This window comes from uncultured Actinomyces sp. (genome assembly GCF_963526355.1).
Lineage (GTDB): Bacteria > Actinomycetota > Actinomycetes > Actinomycetales > Actinomycetaceae > Actinomyces.
On record NZ_CAUROW010000001.1, the window covers coordinates 255,937 to 276,655 of the forward strand.

At 67.0% G+C, this 20,719-nt stretch carries 16 protein-coding genes; 10 read left to right on the top strand and 6 right to left on the bottom strand.

The features are described from left to right. Positions 1-111 precede the first annotated feature (111 nt). Positions 112-1,485, top strand: a complete 1,374-nt coding sequence (gene lpdA / locus RWR81_RS01070) for a dihydrolipoyl dehydrogenase (protein ID WP_314453099.1) — start codon at positions 112-114, stop codon at positions 1,483-1,485. Positions 1,486-1,515: 30 nt separating this feature from the next. Then, entirely contained in the window at positions 1,516-2,844 is a 1,329-nt protein-coding gene (gene sucB / locus RWR81_RS01075) for a 2-oxoglutarate dehydrogenase, E2 component, dihydrolipoamide succinyltransferase (RefSeq protein WP_314453102.1), read from the top strand. 128 nt (positions 2,845-2,972) lie between these two features. Here the strand turns inward: sucB and RWR81_RS01080 are convergent, their stop codons facing one another. The 3 genes from RWR81_RS01080 to RWR81_RS01090 form a co-directional block, all read right to left on the bottom strand. Then, on the bottom strand, positions 2,973-3,947 hold the full coding sequence (locus RWR81_RS01080) for a Clp protease N-terminal domain-containing protein (protein WP_314453105.1): 975 nt from the start codon (positions 3,945-3,947) through the stop codon (positions 2,973-2,975). Between the two features lie 2 nt (positions 3,948-3,949). Further along, positions 3,950-4,192, bottom strand: a complete 243-nt coding sequence (locus RWR81_RS01085; protein ID WP_314453108.1) for a hypothetical protein — start codon at positions 4,190-4,192, stop codon at positions 3,950-3,952. 116 nt (positions 4,193-4,308) lie between these two features. Continuing rightward, complete coding sequence (locus tag RWR81_RS01090; protein WP_314453112.1) at positions 4,309-4,947, bottom strand: TetR/AcrR family transcriptional regulator; 639 nt, start codon at positions 4,945-4,947, stop codon at positions 4,309-4,311. Between the two features lie 85 nt (positions 4,948-5,032). Here RWR81_RS01090 and RWR81_RS01095 point away from each other — a divergent pair, with 85 nt between their 5' ends. Beyond that, positions 5,033-7,300, top strand: a complete 2,268-nt coding sequence (locus tag RWR81_RS01095) for an FAD-dependent oxidoreductase (protein ID WP_314453114.1) — start codon at positions 5,033-5,035, stop codon at positions 7,298-7,300. A 31-nt stretch (positions 7,301-7,331) separates the two neighbouring features. On the opposite strand, the gene RWR81_RS01100 is transcribed toward RWR81_RS01095, so the two are convergent. Further along, the gene (locus RWR81_RS01100) at positions 7,332-9,002 is read right to left on the bottom strand and encodes a protein kinase domain-containing protein (protein ID WP_314453116.1); all 1,671 of its coding nucleotides are present in this window, start codon (positions 9,000-9,002) and stop codon (positions 7,332-7,334) included. A 199-nt stretch (positions 9,003-9,201) separates the two neighbouring features. Between RWR81_RS01100 and lipB the strand changes: the two genes are divergently transcribed. The 7 genes from lipB to RWR81_RS01135 all read left to right on the top strand — a co-directional run bounded on the left by lipB (position 9,202) and on the right by RWR81_RS01135 (position 16,334). Beyond that, the gene (gene lipB / locus RWR81_RS01105) at positions 9,202-9,912 is read left to right on the top strand and encodes a lipoyl(octanoyl) transferase LipB (RefSeq protein ID WP_314453118.1); all 711 of its coding nucleotides are present in this window, start codon (positions 9,202-9,204) and stop codon (positions 9,910-9,912) included. 100 nt (positions 9,913-10,012) lie between these two features. Next, the gene (locus tag RWR81_RS01110) at positions 10,013-11,044 is read left to right on the top strand and encodes a lipoyl synthase (RefSeq protein ID WP_314453121.1); all 1,032 of its coding nucleotides are present in this window, start codon (positions 10,013-10,015) and stop codon (positions 11,042-11,044) included. A gap of 108 nt (positions 11,045-11,152) precedes the next feature. Next, positions 11,153-11,872 (top strand): DUF4191 domain-containing protein, encoded by a 720-nt coding sequence (locus RWR81_RS01115; protein WP_314453125.1) that lies wholly within the window; start codon positions 11,153-11,155, stop codon positions 11,870-11,872. Between the two features lie 194 nt (positions 11,873-12,066). Next, entirely contained in the window at positions 12,067-13,491 is a 1,425-nt protein-coding gene (gene glnA / locus RWR81_RS01120; protein ID WP_314453128.1) for a type I glutamate--ammonia ligase, read from the top strand. Positions 13,492-13,644: 153 nt separating this feature from the next. Further along, positions 13,645-14,568: an ABC transporter substrate-binding protein gene (locus RWR81_RS01125; RefSeq protein ID WP_314453130.1), complete on the top strand. Its 924-nt coding sequence runs from the start codon at positions 13,645-13,647 to the stop codon at positions 14,566-14,568. Between the two features lie 3 nt (positions 14,569-14,571). Then, a complete protein-coding gene (locus tag RWR81_RS01130) occupies positions 14,572-15,537 on the top strand; it encodes an amino acid ABC transporter permease (protein WP_314453133.1) in 966 nt (321 codons plus the stop codon). Beyond that, positions 15,534-16,334, top strand: coding sequence for an amino acid ABC transporter ATP-binding protein (locus RWR81_RS01135; protein ID WP_314453136.1), 801 nt, complete (start codon positions 15,534-15,536; stop codon positions 16,332-16,334). The genes RWR81_RS01130 and RWR81_RS01135 overlap by 4 nt, the downstream gene beginning before the upstream one ends. A 10-nt stretch (positions 16,335-16,344) precedes the next feature. On the opposite strand, the gene RWR81_RS01140 is transcribed toward RWR81_RS01135, so the two are convergent. Next, positions 16,345-16,995: a histidine phosphatase family protein gene (locus RWR81_RS01140; RefSeq protein ID WP_314453139.1), complete on the bottom strand. Its 651-nt coding sequence runs from the start codon at positions 16,993-16,995 to the stop codon at positions 16,345-16,347. 106 nt (positions 16,996-17,101) lie between these two features. Continuing rightward, positions 17,102-20,701: a bifunctional [glutamine synthetase] adenylyltransferase/[glutamine synthetase]-adenylyl-L-tyrosine phosphorylase gene (locus RWR81_RS01145; protein WP_314453142.1), complete on the bottom strand. Its 3,600-nt coding sequence runs from the start codon at positions 20,699-20,701 to the stop codon at positions 17,102-17,104. Positions 20,702-20,719 lie beyond the last annotated feature (18 nt).

Consider the following 20,719-nt stretch of genomic DNA (forward strand, 5'->3'; position numbering starts at 1 on the left):
TCCCTAAACGGCAACCCCGCTGACTCCTGCACCCACTCCTCAGGTGGAACAATGGCCCCGTGCCGAGCCGCCCCGCAAGGGCGTCGTGACCAACCAACAAGGAGTGAGTTCGTGACAGAGACCGTCTACGACATGGTCATTCTGGGTGCGGGATCAGGGGGCTACGCCGCCGCCCTGCGCGGCGCCCAGCTGGGCCTCAAGGTCGCCCTCATCGAGGCCGACAAGCTCGGGGGCACCTGTCTCCACCGCGGCTGCGTACCCACCAAGGCCCTGCTGCACGCCGCCGAGACCGCCGATGCCGTGCGCGAGGCTGCCGCAGTGGGTATCAAGGCCGCCTTCGAGGGCGTGGACATGCCGGGCGTCCAGAAGTACAAGAACAGTATCGTCTCGCGGATGCACAAGGGACTTGAGGGCCTGGTCTCCTCACGGGGCATCGACCTGATCCAGGGCTGGGGACGCCTGGTTGCCGCGGACGCCGTCGAGGTTGACGGTCGTCGCATCACCGGCCGCAACGTGATCCTCGCCTCCGGCTCCTACTCCAAGACCATCGGACAGGAGATCTCCGGAGGCGTCATCACCTCCGAGGAGGCCCTGGAGATGGACCACGTCCCCGCCTCCGCGGTGATCCTGGGCGGCGGCGTCATCGGGGTCGAGTTCGCCTCTGCCTGGGCCTCCATGGGCAGCCAGGTCACCATCATCGAGGGTCTGCCTCACCTGGTCCCCAACGAGGACGAGGCGATCTCCAAGCAGCTCGAGCGCGCCTTCCGCAAGCGCAAGATCACCTTCCGCACCAACACGATGTTCGAGTCGGTCGAGCGCCACGACGGCGGCGTGACCGTACGTACCCAGGACGGCAAGACCCACGAGGCCGAGGTCCTGCTCATCGCCGTGGGCCGCGGACCGGCCACGGCCAACCTGGGCTACGAGGAGGTCGGGGTGGCGATGGACCGCGGCTTCGTCCTGGCCGACGAGTACGGCCGCACCAATGTCCCCGGTGTGTGGGCCGTAGGCGACATCGTCCCCGGTGTCCAGCTCGCCCACCGCGGCTTCGCCCAGGGCATCGTCGTGGCTGAGAGGATCGCGGGCCTGGACCCCACCCCGGTCGACGACGTCCTGGTCCCCAAAGTCACCTTCTGCGAGCCCGAGATCGCCTCGGTGGGTCTGTCCGAGGCCAAGGCCGCCGAGATCCACGGCAAGGACAACGTCACCACGGCCGAGTTCAATGTGGCCGGCAACGCCAAGAGCCAGATCCTGGGGACCCAGGGCTTCGTCAAGCTCGTCTCCCTCAAGGACGGTCCCATCGTGGGCTTCCACGCCATAGGTGCCCGCATGGGCGAGCAGGTCGGAGAGGGCCAGCTCATGGTGTCCTGGGAGGCCGACGCCGACGACGTCGCCTCCCTGGTCCACGCCCACCCCACCCAGAACGAGACCCTCGGCGAGGCCGCCATGGCCCTCGCCGGCAAGCCGCTGCACAACCACGGCTGATCCAGCTAGACGAGAGTAAGGAAGACAGCAATGTCAGAGTCCGTGAAGATGCCCGCTCTGGGTGAGTCCGTCACCGAGGGGACGGTCTCCTCCTGGCTCAAGGCCGTGGGTGACACCGTCGAGGCCGACGAGCCCCTGCTGGAGGTCGCCACCGACAAGGTGGACACCGAGGTCCCCTCCCCCGCATCCGGCGTCCTGCTGGAGATCCGCGTCCCCGAGGACGAGACCGTCGAGGTCGGCACCGTCCTGGCCATCATCGGGTCCCCGTCGGCCGCTCCAGCGACAGCATCCGCCCCGGCTGCCACACCGGAGGCCCCCGCTCCTGCCGCCGAGCCGGCCCCGACTCCGGCAGCGTCGTCGGCCCCCGCTCCTGCCGCCGCCGCACCGGTGAGCTCGGGCGCCACGGGCTCCTACGTCACTCCGATCGTTCGCAAGCTCGCCAAGGACAAGGGCGTGGACCTGTCCACCGTCACCGGCACCGGCGTGGGAGGCCGTATTCGTAAGCAGGATGTGGAGGCCGCGGCCAAGGCCGCCGAGGAGGCTCGTGCAGCCGCCGCGGCCGCAGCCCCACCTGCTTCTCAGGAGTCCGCTCCCGCCGCTGCGGCCAAGCCGGCCCCGACCACGCCCGAGGTGGACACGACCCTGCGCGGTCGTACGGAGAAGATGAGCCGCCTGCGCCAGGTCATCGCCGAGCGCATGATCGACTCGCTGCAGACCTCCGCTCAGCTGACCACCGTCGTCGAGGTGGATGTAACTCGCGTGGCCGCGCTGCGGGCTCGCGCGAAGAACGACTTCCTGGCCAGGAACGGCACCAAGCTGACCTTCCTGCCCTTCTTCGTCCAGGCGGCCACGGAGGCCCTCAAGGCCCACCCGAAGATCAACGCCTCCATTGAGGGCAAGAACGTCACCTACCACGACGTCGAGCACGTGGGCATCGCGGTGGACACGCCGCGCGGCCTGCTCGTTCCGGTGATCAAGAACGCCGGCGACCTCAACATCCCCGGACTGGCCAAGCGCATCAATGACCTGGCCGCCCGCACCCGGGACAACAAGGTCAACCCCGATGAGCTCAGCGGCTCGACCTTCACGATCACCAACACCGGCAGCGGCGGTGCCCTGTTCGACACCCCGATCATCAACCAGCCGGAGGTCGCGATCCTGGGGCTGGGCGCCATCCAGCGCCAGCCCCGCGTCACCAAGGACACCGACGGCGGCGAGGTCATCGCCATCCGCTCGGTGTGCTACCTGGCCCTGTCCTACGACCACCGACTGGTGGACGGCGCGGACGCGGCCCGTTACCTCATGACGGTCAAGAAGCGCCTTGAGGAGGGCGACTTCGGCGGCGAGCTGGGCCTGTGAGCCAGGTTCCGACACGCTAGCCGTCAGAGGGCCCCGCACCGTGATGGTGCGGGGCCCTGCTCGTCGTGTCAGATTCACAGCAGAAAACCGAGACGACGCCCCGGACTGCGCCGGCCCCGGTCATCGGTTCATGAGTCCTCAGCCGCCGCGCGTGCGATGCCAATGAGCGTGTTCTCCAGCCCCAAACGGTTCCACCGCCAGGAGAACCGGTAGAGCAATGGTCCCAGTCGCCCCCAGGTGCGATGCGCCAGCACCAGGCGAACACGGGTTCCACCTGGAGCCTCGGTCAGGTGCAGGTCCTTCACGAAGACCGTCTCCCCGTCATGACGCCCCGAGACTGCGGTGCACGACCAGGTGATCCTTGCGGGCGTGGCCGCCTCCAGCCGCCATCTCATGAAGCCGATTCGACCACGCCCCTCCACCCTCTGCACGGCGCCGTCCGACAGAGCCTCGGCGAGCTGTTCTCGAGGCAGGGCCCACCAGGTGAGCCTGTCAGGATCGCCGAGCAGGGCGGCCACGTGGGCCATCGGCCCTGAGACGAAGCGTTCCTGACTGATGACCCGGTCCAAACCGTGACTGCTGTACTCATCGGTCACCCGGTAGTGCCCCGAGGCCGGCGTTTTGGCAATCACCGTCTCACTGAGCTCGGTGCGCAGGCGCCCGACATCGACACCGCAGTGGACGAGAAGCCTGACAACCCGGGACTGCGGTGAGGCGGTAGTTGAAGAGATGAGGGCTTGGAGCGCCTGACCGCTTGTCGCGAAGGAGGTACCTCTGGTGCTCATGAGATCGGCGGCGGCCTGAGACAAGGGGATATCACTACCGACGTACTGATCCAGGTCATCGACGGCAACCGGAGCCGGCCTCAGTGAGGCGGACACGCTGATACCCACACGCGCAAGATCCGCATCCGCCATCTTATCGACGGCTGAACGCGCTCGTGCGAGGGTCACGCCCTGGGCCGCCAGGACGGCCGCTGCCGTCCCGCCCTGGGCAAGAAGACCGAGGAGCATGTGCTCCGGCTCGATCTCCCGGTGGCGCAGGCGAGCGGCCTCCGAGTACATGGCGCCGAGCCAGGTCAGGTAGTGGTTAACGGTGGGCATCGTCATCTCCTCCGGTTTGGAGCCAGACCAGGCTGAACTCGCTTGGCGTACTTCTTGTGGACGGCCTGACGAGAGACGCCGAGGTGGGAGGCGATCTCGCTCCACCCCATGCCTGAGCGCAGAGAGGCCTCGACCTGTGCCAGCTCAAGAGCGTCCGTCAGTCGCCGCAGGGCGGCCACGGCTCGCAGCCCGTCCTCGGGGTGAGTGGTATCAGCGGCCTCGGCGGCCGCAGTGAGCGCATCCATGTAAGCAACATAGGTTGACAGCACTCTCCTGTCAACCTATGTTGCTACCCGCCTTCGGCGCAGACAGCCGGTTCGAGCAGTCGGACCGACAGCCCACTACTGCTGCAAGCCCTCCGTCACGCCATCCCCTCATCTTCATGGAAGACATCGACGATCGGAATCCCGGCCAGGTCAACAACCCCACGAGCGAAGTCGATGCGCTCCTGCATCGAGCCAAACTCGCCCGCCAAGGGGCCGTCGAGCAGCAGTAAGGCCAGACCATGAACGCTGGACCAGAACAGCACCTCCACCTCGAGAGACGCCTCCCCGCCGACCATGGATCTCGCTATGCGGACAAGCTCATTGCGCGCGCGCTCACCGGCTTGCACCATCTCCGGAAAGCGCTCGAAATCGCACACATCGGGCCGGAACATCACCCGGAAGACCCCGGGATGGCGCAGCGCGAACTCGACGTAGGCGATCCCCGAGGCCGTCAAGATCGCCCGGAGGTCCGCATCCCCAACCCCCTCGCGCGCCGCTGCAAGCCGGTCCGCAAGCTCATCGAAGCCCTCGCGCACCAATTCCGCCAGGACAGCCTCCCGGTTGGCGAAGTAGTGGTAGGGCGCCTGGTGGGTGCACCCGGCACGCCGAGCCACCTCCCGCATGCTCAGCGCGCCAGGACCCGACTCGTTCAGAAGCGCCCGACTGGTTCGCAGCAGCTCGGAGCGCAGGTCTCGGCCGCTCCGCCCGGAAGAAGCCAGTGATCGAGAGGTCATGTAAAAAGTGTAGGACCACTACTAGACACTGTCTAGTAGGCTGATTACACTGACTTGACACTGTCTAGTCACGTGAGGAGCAGCCATGTCCTACGACGTCATCGTGATCGGCTCGGGTATCGGAGGGCTGACAAGCGCAGGACTGCTGGCACGTACCGCCGGCAAACGGGTTCTCGTCCTGGAGCGGCACACGGAGCCGGGTGGACTCACTCACACCTTCCGGAGAGACGGCGCCTCCTGGGATGTGGGAGTGCACTACATCGGGCAGATCGGCCCCGGAAGCCGAGCCCGCACCTACTTCGACTACCTCTCCGGTGGCGAGCTGGAGTGGAACCGTATGCCGGACGCCTACGACCGGTTCGTCTACCCGGGCCTCGACCTGAGCATCAGCAGCGATCCTGACCGCTACGAGCGAGACCTGGTCACCGCATTCCCCCAGGAGTCCAGAGCCATTCATCGTTACTTCAAGGATGTTCGCCGCGCGACGGCGTGGGCGACCATGGGCTTCGTTCAGGGGATGGTTCCCCGGCCGGTGGCGTCGTTCCTTGGTCTGGTTCAACGCGCAGGCGGACGAACAGCCACCGGAACCACGAAGGCGTACCTGGATGCCCGCTTCCGCTCCCCCGAGCTCAGAGGCGTCCTGGCCAGCCAGTGGGGAGACTACGGTCTGCCACCGTCCCGCTCGGCCTTCGCCGTGCACGCGATGATCGTCTCCCACTACCTTGAGGGAGGATGGTTCCCCAGAGGCGGCAGTGCTCGGATCGCCCGCACCTTCGAGAAGGGGATCGAGCGGGCAGGAGGAGCCGTCCGCGTCGCCCAGGAGGTCACGGAGGTCCTCACCGAGAATGGAGCAGCCATTGGGGTCCGGGTCATGGACCGCCGGGGGACTCCGATACGCGAGCGCATCTACCGCGCCCCTGCCATCATCTCCGCCGTCGGCGCCTTCAACACTTTCAACCGCCTGTTGCCCACATCCGGCGACATCGGTCGCGCCACCGGGCCGGCGCGCCGCACTCTGGCGAACCTGGGAACGAACACGTCAGCGGTCACTGTGTTTCTGCGTCTGCGTGAGGACCCGCGCAGCATCGGCCTCAACGGCGGCAACATCTGGGTCAACCGGGATCTCGACCACGAACATAGCCAGGAGCACACCGTCTCCCTGTTGGAAGGCCGTCCCCATGACGTCTTCGTCTCCTTCCCCTCCCTGAAGTCCGGCGAGTCCCCGCACACCGCCGAGCTCATATCCTTCTGCGATGCGACGGCGTTCCAGCACTGGGCCGATCACCCGAAGGGGGACCGCGGCCCCGAGTACTCCACCCTCAAGGAGCACGTCGCCCGCGGCATGCTGGACCTGGCAGAGAGCGCGGCACCAGGCCTGAGCGACCTGGTGGACTACATGGAGGTCGCCACTCCCCTGACCTACGAGCACTACACCGCCCATCCTGCCGGCGCCTTCTACGGTCCGCCCGCCACTCCGCTGCGCTACAGGTCCGGCCCGCTGGGGCCGCGCACGGCCATCCCGGGGCTGCTCCTGTCCGGGCAGGACGCCGGGAGCTCCGGCGTCATGGGAGCCATGATGGGTGGAGTAGCCGCAGCCTGCCAGGCACTTGGTCCTCAGGGCTACACCATGATCAACTCCGCTATCCGCAAGGATTCCACCACCCCGGGCTCACACCACGTCCGCACACTGCCGGAGGGCAAGCACCATGCCGTTCTGACCTCTAAACGGCGTCTGACGCCCAGTGTCTGGGAGGTGGTGCTGTGCCTGGACGAGAAGATCAGCCCGTGGGCGCCGGGGCAGTTCGCCCGCCTGCACGTGGGTGACAACGCATGGCGCGACTACTCGATCGCAGGGCTGGAGGACAATCGTCTTCGACTGCTCATCTCCACCCGAACAGGCGGCCGAGGATCACAGTTCATCGAGAACGCGGACACGGGCACGAGCACAGTGGTGGAGCTTCCCCTGGGCGGATTCGGGCTCGCCGACTCGGACAGACGCCGGCTGTTCATCGCCACCGGAACCGGAATCGCCCCCATGCTGGCCATGTTCGCTCAGGCCCCCGGCATAGAGCACGACACGTTGCTCTTCGGGTGCCGCCGCCGGGACGAGGACCTGACAACCCTGATCGAATCCCCCATGCCCGGGCGGGTACTACGCTGCCTGAGCCGTGAGGAGGAGCCGGACACGTTCCGTGGACGAGTCACCGACGCTCTCGCCGAGCTCGCCGGCGACCTCCGGCTCGAGCCTCGCTGCACGGACGTCTACCTCTGCGGCTCAGCCGCGATGGTCTCCGATACCCGCCGACTTCTTGAGCTGGCCGGCTACAACTCCATCTTCACCGAACCGTACTGAGCTCAACGCTACGGGCTCGCGCGAGCCCGAGTCAGCCCGTCCCTCGGACCTCGGCAACGCGCCAGGGTTCTGGGACGAGGATGAGCACGACCTGCCGGGACTCCAAAGCGGGAACCGTCCGTGTGCCGGCTGCACCTGAGCGCGTCGATGGACTCTGGGAGAGCGTGACCCGAACCGCTCGCGCGTCTTGCCAGAGCGCGGCCGCGTCGCCGGGCAGAGCTACGTCGGTCACCTGGGCCACGGAGGTCTGCAGGTCGGCGACCCGCTCGCCCGATTCGACCAGGCCGGCAAGCACCCTGGTGTCAGCCTCGGCCGCAGGAGAACCGGGAACCGTGGTGGCCGCCAGAGCGCTGGCATCAGCGGCCATCAGCGCACGGTCACGAGCGGAGGACAGGGCGACGACGACGCTGTCCATGTCCGTACCGTCACTCTGCGCCGTCTGTGAGGACGGCACAGTCGGAGGCGCGCTCACCGACTCAGCTGGAGATGATCCCGATGAAAGGACCGCCGAAGGGGTTGCCCCGGAGACAACCGACGTGCTTGACCGCATGCCTGTCGTGGACGTCGGAGCGGCACCGAGCGCCCACGCGGGCCTGAACGAAGCCAGTCCTCTCGCCAGCCCCCAGACCACCAGGCAGGCCACAGTCAGCAGCACAGCCGCTAGCCCCCAGATGCGGGCACGTCCACTCCCCTCTCGTCGCCCCCTCCCCCAGCGCAGTGCCGCAGGACCCCGTCCAGGACGGCTCACGGCACCGCGATCCTTCTTCTCACATCTACCGGTATCAGCTCGCACCCCCAGCCTCGATCTCAGGACACCCGGCCCTGCCCTGGACCCCAGTCTGGAACCTACTGTGCGTGTCGGTGTACGGGCCGCCGCGCGCAGAGAGCCGGCGGCGAGCCGGGCACCGTCGGGCAGCCCAATGGGAGCGGCCTGCCCCAACTGGGGTGCTCGGGCGGCGAGGTCTCGGGCCTTGGGGCGGTCGGCCGGGTCATCAGCCAGGGCGTCGGGCAGAAGGCTCTTCAGCCGCCGGGCCCCACTGCCACCCTGTCCCGCGCATTCAGTCAGAAGGCGGGCGAGGGCATAGACGTCGGAGGCCGCCGACGCCGGAGCACCCGCGATCCGCTCGGGAGCAGCACAGTCCTGAGTCCCCATCTCCATCACGGAGCCCAGCAGATCGATGAGGACCGGACGACCGTCAGTGGTGACCAGGACGTTGCCGGCGGAGACATCCCCGTGAGCGGCACCGTGCTCGTGGAGACAGGCCAGTGCCGACCCCAGGACGTCCAGGAGAGTGGCCAGGTGGGAGACGTTGAGTCTTCCCCGAGCCCCCAGGACCACATCGAGTCCGGCTCCGTCGATGAGGTCCATGATGACTCCCGCCCGCTGCTCGGGCAGGGAAACCACCTCCCGCACAGTCACCAGGCCGGGGTGGCGCAGCACGCGCAGATCGGCCAACCGCCGCAGGACCCCTGCTCCGCCACGCCCGTGCGGCAGGTCGACGACCCGGATGACGACATCGTGGCCTTGGACGTCCAGGCCACGCCGAGGCGCGCTGGGAGCCGTGGAGCGCCCCATCACCTCACCGACGGTGTAGCCCTGACGAGACAGGGCGCCGAGTGCCGAGTCGGCAATGCCCGGCTCGGCATCGGACACCAGGAGGCTGGCGGCATGAGGTCTGCGCGCACCACGGCGTCGAAGCACCGGGCGACGCGCCGGACGTGCAGTACCAGTACCACCTGCATCAGCGACTTCACTATCGGCCGGCTGGTCATCGGAACGGGGGCGCATCGTTGGACACATGCATTCCATGGTCACTACGCCGGCGGCAGATGACCAGGCCGCGCTTGCGGCCTGTGGATAACTTTGGTCCCGGCGCTGATTGTGGTCTTAGGCTGTACCCGTGCTGCGTCAGGATGTGGAGCTCGGATCCCGACTCATCCCCTTCCGTGAGGGATGGGAGCGGCAACGAGTGGTCCACGCCGAGGTCGTAGCAGGCCGTCTGCCCAGCACGCTGCTGCTCATGGAGCACGAGCCGGTCTACACGGTCGGCAGACGAGCCCACTCATGGGAGCGACCCGACGGCAACGTCGTCGAGCCCGGGCAGGTTCCGGTCATCGACGTGGACCGCGGCGGCAAGACCACTTGGCACGGGCCGGGCCAGCTGACCGTCTACCCGATCCTCCGCCTGGCCGCACCGATCGACGTCATCCGTTACGTGCGGGCCCTGGAGGCCGCCGTCATCGACCTGTGCGCCCTCTACGGATTGAAGACGATCCGGGTCGAGGGACGCTCTGGGGTCTGGGTGCCAGCCGATCCCGAGAGCGCAGGGGCCCCTGTGGCGCCCGGCCGGCTCCGTCGTACCGAACGCAAGATCTGCGCCCTGGGGGTCAGGGTCGCCCGGGGCACGACCATGCACGGCATCGGTCTCAATGTCGACCCCGACCTGGAGGCCTTCTCCTTGGACCGCATCATTCCCTGCGGGATCGATGACGCAGGTGTGACCTCGTTGAGCGCAGAGACCGGCCGACACCTGGCGACCAGCGTTCCAGCAAACGCCCTGGTGGCGTCCCTGGAAGCTCATCTGGCACCGTTGGTGGCAGACGCCACGTGACAACCGGGACCCACTTCTAGGCCTGAGGTCCTACGAACCTGCATGAGGGTACTAGACTCCGTCAGGAATCGTCGTCGGCGAGGAGAGGTAGAAGGTAGAAGTGAGCACCACGGTGGCCCCCGAGGGACGAAAGCTCCTGCGGGTCGAGGCGCGCAACGCCCAGACGCCCATCGAGTCCAAGCCCGACTGGCTGCGCACTCGGGCCGTCGTTTCAGACACCTATCAGGAGGTCCGTGGACTGGTGCGGGAGAAGAGCCTTCACACGGTCTGCGCCGAGGCGAACTGTCCCAACATCTACGAGTGCTGGAACGACCGTGAGGCCACCTTCCTGGTTGGCGGCGAGATGTGCACCCGGCGCTGCGACTTCTGCGACATCGCCACCGGCCGTCCCACTGAGTACGACGTTGATGAGCCCAGGCGAGTAGCGGTCTCGATCAAGGAGATGGACCTGAGGTACGCCACCGTCACCGGCGTGGCCCGCGATGATCGCCCCGACGGCGGCGCCTGGCTCTACGCCGAGACCTCCCGCCGGGTGCACGAGCTCTCCCCGGGCACCGGGGTCGAGTTGCTCATCCCCGACTTCAGGGGCGACCCGGAGGCGCTGGAGGACGTCTTCTCCTCACGCCCCGAGGTTCTCGGTCACAACCTGGAGACCGTCCCGCGCATCTTCAAGCGGATCAGGCCGGCCTTCTCCTACCGGGGCAGCCTCGACGTCATCACCGCGGCCTCCGAAGCGGGACTGGTCACCAAGTCCAACCTCATCCTGGGCATGGGCGAGACCCGGGACGAGATCGAGGCGGCCATGGCCGCTCTGGTGGAGGCCCGCTGCGACATTCTCACCATCACGCAGTACCTGCGCCCCTCCAAACTGCACCATCCCGTCGACCGCTGGGTCAAGCCCCAGGAGTTCGTCGAGCTGAGCCGTCTGGCCGAGGAGATCGGATTCGCCGCAGTCATGAGCGGCCCGATGGTGCGCTCCTCCTACCGCGCCGGCATGCTGTGGGGGCGGGCCATGGTCAAGCGCGGCCGGCCCATCCCCGAGCGCCTGGCCCAACTCGCCGAGCCCGCCACCGCCCGCCAGGAGGCGTCGGCCCTCCTGGGGACACACCCCCATCTCGCCGCCGCTTGCTGAGTGGGCTGCATCCCGGCTCACATACCCGGTTCAGCGACGTGCACCAGTCGACCACGCTGACGGCGAGACCGTGCGTGCCAGCGCACCAACGTCGTCTATGGTGAACCTGTGAGTAGTGCCCAGGCCCCCCAGCCGAAGAAGAAGCGTCGGCTGGCCCAGTACCTTCAGAACATCAAGGACTCCTACACGATCTCGCGGCGCAGCTACCCGTGGGTCGGATGGGTGATGCTGACAGCGTCCGCCGCATGCCTGGCCCTGGGTGTGGCCGTGTCCTTCGCGACCGGGATGTCCTTGTGGTACTGGCTGTTCCTGAGTGTCCTCCTGGCTCTCATGGTCGACATGATCATCTTGTCTCTGACGGTGCGTCGCGCCTCCTACGCACAGATCGAGGGGATGCCGGGGGCGGCCAAAGCCGTTCTCGACCAGATCGGCCGTGGCTGGTTCGTCGAGCCCGACCCCGTGGCCTTCACCAAGGACAAGGACCTCGTGTGGAGGCTGGTGGGGCGTCCCGGGGTCGTGCTCATCGCAGAAGGGCCGAGCACCCGCACTCGTCGCATGCTTGCGGAGGAGGAGCGCAAGGTGCACCGTCTGCTGTCAACAGTTCCCACCCACACCCTCCAGGTGGGTACAGACGCCGGGCAAGTACGTCTGGCGGAACTGTCCAAGACGCTGCGTAAGCTTCCGACCAAGCCAACCTCATTAACCGACACTGAGATCACCCAGGTCTCGAAGCGCCTGACCTCGATGGCCGGCAAGAGTCTGCCGATCCCCAGTTACGTGGACCCCAACCGGATGCGTCCGGACCGTCGTGCCATGCGCGGCCGCTGAGCACTCGGTCACCCACGCCCTGTCCTTCGATACCGCCGCACAGCAGCCCGTCTCCCCGAGGCTCGGCACAGAATGCGCGAAACACCCAGGCAACACCGACGCCACTTCTTTGTCACGGGTGGGTCAATACAGTTGCCGATGCCAGCCGCAGTGCATACGCGTGAAGTATGTGCGCGTTCCCACCTGGAGGAGATATGTTCAAGGACGCATCCGAGGCACTGACGTTCATCGAGAAGGAGAATGTCGCACTGGTCGATGTGCGGTTCTGCGACCTGCCCGGCGTCATGCAGCACTTCACCATTCCTGTGGCTGCGTTCAAGGACGAGGCACTCACCGACGGGCTCATGTTCGACGGTTCCTCGATCCGCGGTTTCACCGCGATTCACGAGTCGGACATGAAGCTGATCCCGGATGTGACAACAGCCTTCCTGGACCCGTTCCGCGAGGAGAAGACACTCGTCGTTAATTTCTCGATCGTGGATCCCTTCACCGATGAGGTCTACTCGCGCGACCCTCGTTCGATCGCGGCCAAGGCGGAGGACTACCTGCGTTCCACTGGAATTGCTGACACCTGCTACATCGGGGCGGAGGCCGAATTCTACCTCTTCGACTCGGTGCGCTACGAGTCCTCTCCAGCCGAGTCCTTCTACGCCATTGACTCCGCCGAGGCCGCATGGAACACCGGGCGCGAGGAGGAGGGCGGCAACAAAGGTTATAAGACCGCTTTCAAGGGCGGCTACTTCCCAGTCTCCCCCAACGACCAGATGGCCGATATCCGCGACCGCATGGTACGCACCTGCCTGGCCTCCGGCCTGGAGATCGAAAGGGCCCACCACGAGGTCGGCACCGCCGGACAGCAGGAGATCAACTACCGCTTCAGCTCTCTGCTCGCGGCAGGTGATGACATGATGAAGTTCAAGTACATCATCAAGAACGAGGCCTGGCGCAACGGCAGGACGGCCACCTTCATGCCCAAGCCGATCTTCGGCGATAACGGCTCGGGCATGCACACCCACCATTCATTGTGGAAGGACGGCAAGCCACTGTTCTTCGACGAACGCGGTTACGGTCAGCTCTCCGACCTGGCCCGCTGGTACATCGGCGGTATCCTCGCCCACGCCCCGGCGTTGCTGGCCTTCACCAACCCGTCGGTGAACTCCTTCCACCGTCTGGTCCCGGGTTTCGAGGCACCGGTCAACCTGGTCTATTCAGCCCGTAACCGCTCGGCCTGCATCCGGATCCCGGTCACGGGATCCTCGCCCAAGGCCAAGCGAGTGGAGTACCGGGTACCAGATCCCTCATCCAACCCCTACCTGTGCTTCTCCGCCGTTCTCATGGCGGGCATCGACGGCATCCGCGGCCGCATCGAGCCTCGCGAGCCCATCGATAAGGACCTCTACGAACTCGCACCCGAGGAGTACTTCGACATCGACAAGCTTCCCGACAGCCTGGAGCAGGCACTGGAAGCACTGGAGGCGGACCACGACTTCCTCACCGAGGGAGACGTCTTCACCCCTGATCTCATTGAGACCTGGATCGAGTACAAGCGTGCCAATGAGATCGAGCCACTGCGGCTGCGTCCACACCCCTATGAGTTCCAACTCTACTATGACCTGTGATGTCGGCACAGCTCAGACGTCGGCCCTGAACCTCCTGAACATGAGGCTCAGGGCCGATACCGTGCTGAAGGCCACCCTCGTCGATTGAATATCTATACTAGATTATGGATATTCTTTCTCTGTCTTGAACCACTCCGAAGAGGACGACCCACGATGAGGTTCCGCCGACACGCCGCTCTCGGCCTGGCAGCCGCAGCCTGCCTGGTAGCGACGAGCGGATGCACCAATGCCGCTGACTGGAACGCGAACCGGAACTCGCAGATCCACTCCTACGACACCTCCTCGATCCAGGCTCAGCCCGACATCGTCGCCAAACTACCCCAAGGAGCGCTCGAGGACGGCGTTCTGGACGTGGCGGCATCCACAGATTATGCACCGGCCGAGTTCCTCGACCCCTCGGGCAAGGCCGTGGGCTACGACGTCGATCTGACCAATGCGATCGCCGCCGTCCTGGGCGTCAAGGGCACGGTGCACACCGCGGAGTTCGACTCCATCATCGCCTCGATCGGCTCGAAGTACGACGCCGGCATCTCCTCCTTCACCGTGACGCCCGAACGGACCGCGGAAGTCGACATGACGGCTTACGTCAACGTCGGCTCGCGCTTCAACGTCCAGGCCGGAAATCCTAAGGACGTCGACACCTCCGACCACCTCAACCTGTGTGGACGGACCATCGGGGTCCAGGTCGGCACCGACCAGGAGACCACTATGCGCAAGGCCGCCGACGACTGCTCCGACGCGGGCAAGGACGTCCTGTCGGTGCGCTCCTACTCCAAGCAGTCCGAGGCCACCACGGGCCTGGTAGGTGGCACCATCGATGCCACCTACTCCGACTCGACCGTGGCCGGGTACGCCGTCGAACTGACCGACGACCAGATCGTCACCCTGGGCGAGGTCGAGGACGCCTCACCCCAGGGCGTGGTGACCTCCAAGGCGGACCCGCAGTTCACCGCCGCGATCCAGGCCGCCGTCCAGTACCTCATGGACCAGGGCATCTGGCAGAAGATCCTGGACAACTGGGGCGTCAAGGACGCTGCCCTGACCACCGCCGAACTCAATCCCGCAGTGAAGGAGTGAGCCGTGACCGCCTCACCCGCCTCCGACGACGACAAGGTCGTCCTCAACAATCCCAAGCCGGTCCCCCGTCCAGGAACCTGGATCAGTGCCGCGATCGTCACGGTACTGGGAGCCATGCTCATCCACGGCCTGGTCACCAATGAGAAGTTCCACTGGTCCACGGTCTGGTTCTTCCTGCGTGAGGTTCACGTGGTCAAGGCCGTCGGCTGGACGCTGCTGCTGACCTTCATGGCCATGGCCATCGGCATTATCCTGGCGGTGACCACGGCGATCCTGCGTCAGTCCTCCAACCCGGTGCTGCGTTGGGTTGCACTGACCTACCTGTGGTTCTTCCGTGGCACTCCGATCTACACTCAGCTGGTGTTCTGGGGGGCCCTGTCCGCGCTCTACCAGGAGCTGAGTCTGGGGATTCCCTTCGGACCCGAGTTCTTCACGTTCAAGACGACGACGGTCTTCACCCCTTTCGTCGCGGCGGTTCTGGGACTGGGCATCAACGAGGGCGCCTACCTCTCGGAGATCGTCCGCTCGGGTCTGAACTCGGTGGACAAGGGGCAAAGCGAGGCCGCCGGGGCCCTGGGCATGAGCAAGAGCCAGATCCTGCGCAGAATCGTCCTGCCACAGGCGATGAGAGTCATCGTCCCGCCCACCGGCAACGAGACGATCTCCATGCTCAAGACGACCTCCTTGGTACTGGCGGTTCCCTTCACCCTGGATCTGACCTTCGTCACCAACTCCTACGCGTCGTTGACCTACCAGATCATTCCGCTGCTCATCGTCGCGGCCATCTGGTACATCATCATCACCTCGATCCTCATGGTGGGGCAGCACTACATCGAGCGCTACTACGGCAAGGGCTTCGACTCGGACAAGGCCTCCGCCTCCTCCGGCCGGGGGCTGTCGGCCCGCCAGCAGGCCATCCTCGATGCGCACACCACCAAGGACAATCCCTTCCTGGAGGTCACCCCATGAGCACATCCACTCACGCCGCAGCTGCGACGCCGAAGGTTGAGGTCAGCGACCTGCACAAGTTCTTCGGCGAGCTGCACGTGTTGCGGGGTATCGACCTCGTTGTGCCACCCGGCTCGGTCACGGTCCTCATCGGCCCGTCGGGCTCGGGAAAGTCGACGCTGCTGCGCTGCATCAACGAGCTGGAGTCCATCGACGCCGGCCGGGTCAAGGTCGACGGCGAGCTCATCGGTATGCGTGAGGTCGAGCGCGGTGGTCGCACCGAGCTGCACGCCCTGTCGGATAGGGCCCGTGCCGCTCAGCGCGCCAAAATCGGCATGGTCTTCCAGCGTTTCAACCTCTTCCCCCACATGACGGCTCTGGAGAACGTTATGGAGGCGCCAGTCCTAGTCAAGAAGATTCCGAAGGCCAAGGCCCGTGAACGCGGCATCGAGCTGCTGGAGCGGGTGGGACTCGGTGACCGGCTCAACCACTACCCCTCCCAGCTCTCCGGTGGTCAGCAGCAGCGGGTGGCGATCGCCCGAGCCCTGGCGATGGACCCTGAACTCATGCTCTTCGATGAGCCGACCTCCGCGCTGGACCCCGAGCTTGTCGGTGAGGTCCTTCAGGTGATGAAGGACCTCGCCGCCTCCGGGATGACGATGGTGGTGGTCACCCACGAGATGGGCTTCGCCCGTGAGGTCGGCGATCAGCTGATCTTCATGGACGGCGGCGTCATCTGCGAGTCCGGTGACCCCGTGGAGGTCCTCGACAATCCACAGGCCGAACGTACCCGGGCCTTCCTCTCCTCGGTCCTGTAAAGCAGGCCGGTCAGGAGGCCTGGTCCCAGGCGCCGTCATCCCAGGAGGTCAGGCTCCACCCGGCACCGGGATCGCCGTCGACGACGGTGATCCCGGTGTTGTGCATCGGTCGATCGGCGATCCACAGCGGGTCCACGCCGCCTCCTGCCGCGGCCCTCAGGGAAGTCCACAGGCGCAGCACGGTGCCGTGGGAAACGAGCAGGGCCGCCGAGTCTCCCGCCCGGGCGGCCTGCTCGGCGATCCGGCCGACGGCGTCGTCGACGCGCCGGAGCGTGTCGTGTCCGTCTTCCGGCGATCCGGGGATGCGACAGGCGGGGCGCCCCGCCATCCAGGCTCGGGTGGTGTCCACGTAGCAGGCCACCGAGCGCGCGTCGGTGTTCATCTCCAGGTCGGCGGCGAGGACCTCACGCAGCCCTGAGTCGACGGTGGCGCTCAGACCGGTGGCGGTCTCGATGGGGGCGATGGTCTGCCTGGCGCGCAGGATCGGGGAGACCCACAGCGAGCCCAGCCCCTGAAGCAGGCCAGCCTTCTCCAGGCGGGCCGGCAGCCCCTCGGCCTGCCCCAGCCCCACGTCATCCAGGGGATTTCCGGGGAAGGCGGTGTCGAGTGCCTGCATGACATTGGCCGAGGTGCGACCGTGGCGTACGAGAATGAGCCTCACGACACCAAGTCTGCCAGGCTCGCAGTGCGGTGGCCCTCGACGACGGTGCGATCCTCATCGCCCGGTAGCGTCGGTCTGGTATCCGGCTGGTTCCGTCTCCGCCCGGTCAGCTCCAGGGATAGGGCCCCTCCGGTCGCCTCCTGGTGGCACGGTTGCGGTTTGCCCGCCTGGAGCTCTTGGAGCCTGCTGCTCCGGTGCCCCGACGGGACTGTGCGCGAGTGTTCCGGGCCCAACCCGTTGAGTGGGGCGGCGGTGAGTCCGCGCTGCCTTCCTGAGCCACCGAGGTGGTGGTCGACGGCGTTGATGCGGAGGAGCCGTGAGCGGCGGCGTCGGCGAAGACGATGCGCTCGGCCACCGTGCGCGCGTGGCGGGCACTGCGACGGTAAAGGTCCTCGAGCTCTCGCTCCTTGCCTGTGCCCAGGCCGATGAGACGCCCCACCAGGCGGATTTCCCGGATCTGGGTGGGGAGGACCTGGGAGCGCGGCCCCAAGGCGCGCCCGGTACCCAGGACGATGGCCGAGCGCAGCCGGCTGGCCAGGATCCAGGCCGCAACCAACTCTCCCCCGCCGTCCGCGCTCAGCACCCCGGCCTGCACCGCGGCCTGGAGCGCTCCGACGGTCGAGGTGGTCCGCAGCTCGGGTATCCGACCGGCGTGAGCGAGCTGAAGTACCTGGGCACTCCACTCCACGTCACTGAGCCCTCCGGGGCCGAGCTTGAGGTGACGGGCCGGGTCGATGCCCCGGGGCAGGCGCTCGGCTTCCACCCGCGCCTTGATCCTGCGGATCTCCCGCAGGTCCTGGGGCCGCAGTCCATCCTCCGCCCAGCGCAGAGGATTGATGAGCTCCTCGAAACGCCGGCCCAGGTCGCGGTCTCCGGCGCAGGAACGGGCACGCAGCAGCGCCTGACGCTCCCACAGGGCGGACCAGCGGCCGTAGTACTCGCGGTAGGCGTCCAGCGAGCGACTCATGACACCGTTACGGCCCTCGGGGCGCAGATCGCAGTCCACTTCAAGAGGGTGCGGAAGCGCTGAGGCCAGAAGCCCCATGACCTGCTTGGCAACGGCCTCGGCCTCCTGGGCGGCGATGTCCTCACCCACCCCGTCACGGGCCTCATGGACGAAGAGGACATCCGCGTCGGAGGCGTACCCGATCTCGCGGCCTCCCAGGCGTCCCATGGCGACGACGGCGTGGCGGGCGAGAGCAGCCTGCCAGCACCCGTCATCATCGGGTCCCATGGCAACCGCCTCGATACCGTCGCGCTGAGCGATGACCAGTCCGGCGGCAATCGTCAGCGCCCCGCCCAGGACCGCGTCGGTGGCGTCGGTGAGGATGGAGGCGGTGCGTTCGGGGTCAATGCCGTCCAGGCAGTCGGCCAGTGAGGCGCGCACCTCCTCACGGGCGCGCACTCTCAGAATCGCCTGAACCGCCTCGAGCGCCTGCTCGGCAAGGGCCGCGTCATCAGGACCAGTGAGGCTGCGACGGCGCAGGACGGCAGCGATCTCCTCCACCAAGGCTCCGGGGCGGCGAGGCTCGAGCTCGGCATCGTCGTCGAGCCAGGCGATGGACTCGGGGAACTCCGCGAGACGCTCGGTAGCCCAGTGGGCACTGGAGAGGACCTGGCACAGTCTGCGCGCAGCCACCGGCGAGTCCCGCAACATGGCCAGATACCAGTGCGACCCTCCGATGGCCTCCGACAGGCGGCGGAAGGAGAGCAGGCCAAAGTCGGGGTCGGCCCCTTCACCGATCCAGCCGATGATGACCGGCAGCAACTGGCGCTGGATGGCGGCTCGGCGGCTGACGCCCTCGGTGAGGGCCTGGATGTGGCGCAGGGCCCCGTCGGGGTCCGTGTAGCCGACAGCAGCGAGTCGCTCGCGCGCCGCCTGAGGGCTCAGTGCCATCTCGTCGGCGCTGAGGGTGGCGGCGAAGCTCAGCAGAGGACGGTAGTAGATCTCCTGATGGAGCGCACGCACACGCCGACGAAGGTCCTTGAAATCCTCCCACAGGCTGTCGCCCCGGCCCAGGCAGTCGCTGATGCCCCGCTCGATGCGGCGCAGGTTCTCCTCCTTGCGCGGCAGGTCATGGGCACGGCGCAGGCGGAAGAGCTGACTGCGGTGCTCCAGGAGCCGTAGGGCCTTGTAGCAGCTGCTCAGTGCCGCTGCATCAGTCCGGCTGACGTATCCGCCGATGCTGAGCGCGTCGAGTGCTTCCAAGGTGCCGCGCACGCGCAGGCTCTCATCGGAGCGGCCGTGGACGAGCTGGAGGAGCTGGACGGTGAACTCCACGTCCCGCAGTCCACCGGGTCCCAGCTTGATGCGCCGGTCCACGCCCGAGCGAGGCACGGACTCCTTCTCCACCCGGCGGCGCATGGCGCGGGCGTCCTCGACGAAGTTCTCCCGCCGGCTGGCCTCCCACACGAAAGGCGCCACCGCCTGCTCATAGCAGGTACCGAGCTCCATGTCCCCGGCGCAGGCCCTGGCCTTGAGCAGGGCCTGGAACTCCCAGGATGCGGCCCATCGCCGGTAGTAGGCCAGGTGGGAGTCGAGGGTGCGCACGAGCGCGCCGTCCCTGCCCTCGGGGCGCAGCGCCGTGTCCAGCGGCCACAGAGGCGGCTCGGGCGCGGTGGCGGAGACGACATGGGCGAGCTCGGTGGCCAGACGGGTGCCGACGTCCACAAGGTGCTCCTCGCTCGGCTCTCCCATTCCCCGAGGCTCCCGAGCTGGGCCGACGACGTAGACGACATCGACATCGGAGATGTAGTTGAGCTCATACGCCCCGGTCTTGCCCATGGCGATCACGGCAAGGATCACCTCGTCCGCCTGAGGTCCGACGGCGGCACGCGCGATGAGCAGGGCGGCGTCCAGAGCGGCGCCGGCGAGCTCCGTCATACGGCGGCAGACAGTGGGGACGTGCTCGATCGGGCCCGAGTCGGTCACATCATCGGCGACGATGGCTGTGAGACGGTCCCGGTAGACACGTCGCAGCGCCGCGGTCGCCCGATCCACCGCTGAACCTGGGGCAGCGGACTCGATCGAAGCGCTCGAGTAGTCGATGCCTCTGTTCTGCGATGTCCCCGCAGCCAGCACCTCCCGCACGGTGTTCCGCATCGCCTCACGGGCCTCTGGCTCCTCGGGGGCGTCCCATGCCCTGGCCGGCGCGAGAGCCGTAAGGTGCTCGGGGTGGGCCACAAGAAAGTCGCCCAGGGCCTGGGAGGCGCCCAGGACGGCGAGAAGACGACGCCGATGCTCACGAGGCTCGGCGGCGGACGCACCGAGGAGACTGCGCAGAAGGGTTGCGGGTGTTCGGGTGCACCCGGGCTCGACGCCGCGAAAGGAGGCGTGGTGGCGTGCCTCGACGGAAGCTGCGGCCTCGGCAAGTCGAACCAGACTGAGCAGCGCCAGATCGGGGTCGGCGGTGAGGGACAGGGCCTCAATGAGCTCCTGTCTGCCGGGTCCGATCTCCACGTCTCCCGTTCGGTCTTCTATCCGCCGGACACGAACGGTCGAGGACCGACCGGAGACTCCTCCAGCGCTGCGGACGCCGTCGGTCCCGTCCCTGACCGGTAGAAGCGGCAGCAGCGCCGGGTCCCCCAGGAGCGCCCCGGCCCGAGTGACGTTCTGGAAACCGGCTCGCAGGAGCCGGGTCCTGGGCGAGGAGCTGTGCCGCGAGGGAGCCCCCACCGGCGGGCGCCTCCTGCGCTGGTCTCTCACGGCGACCTCCTGCTCCGC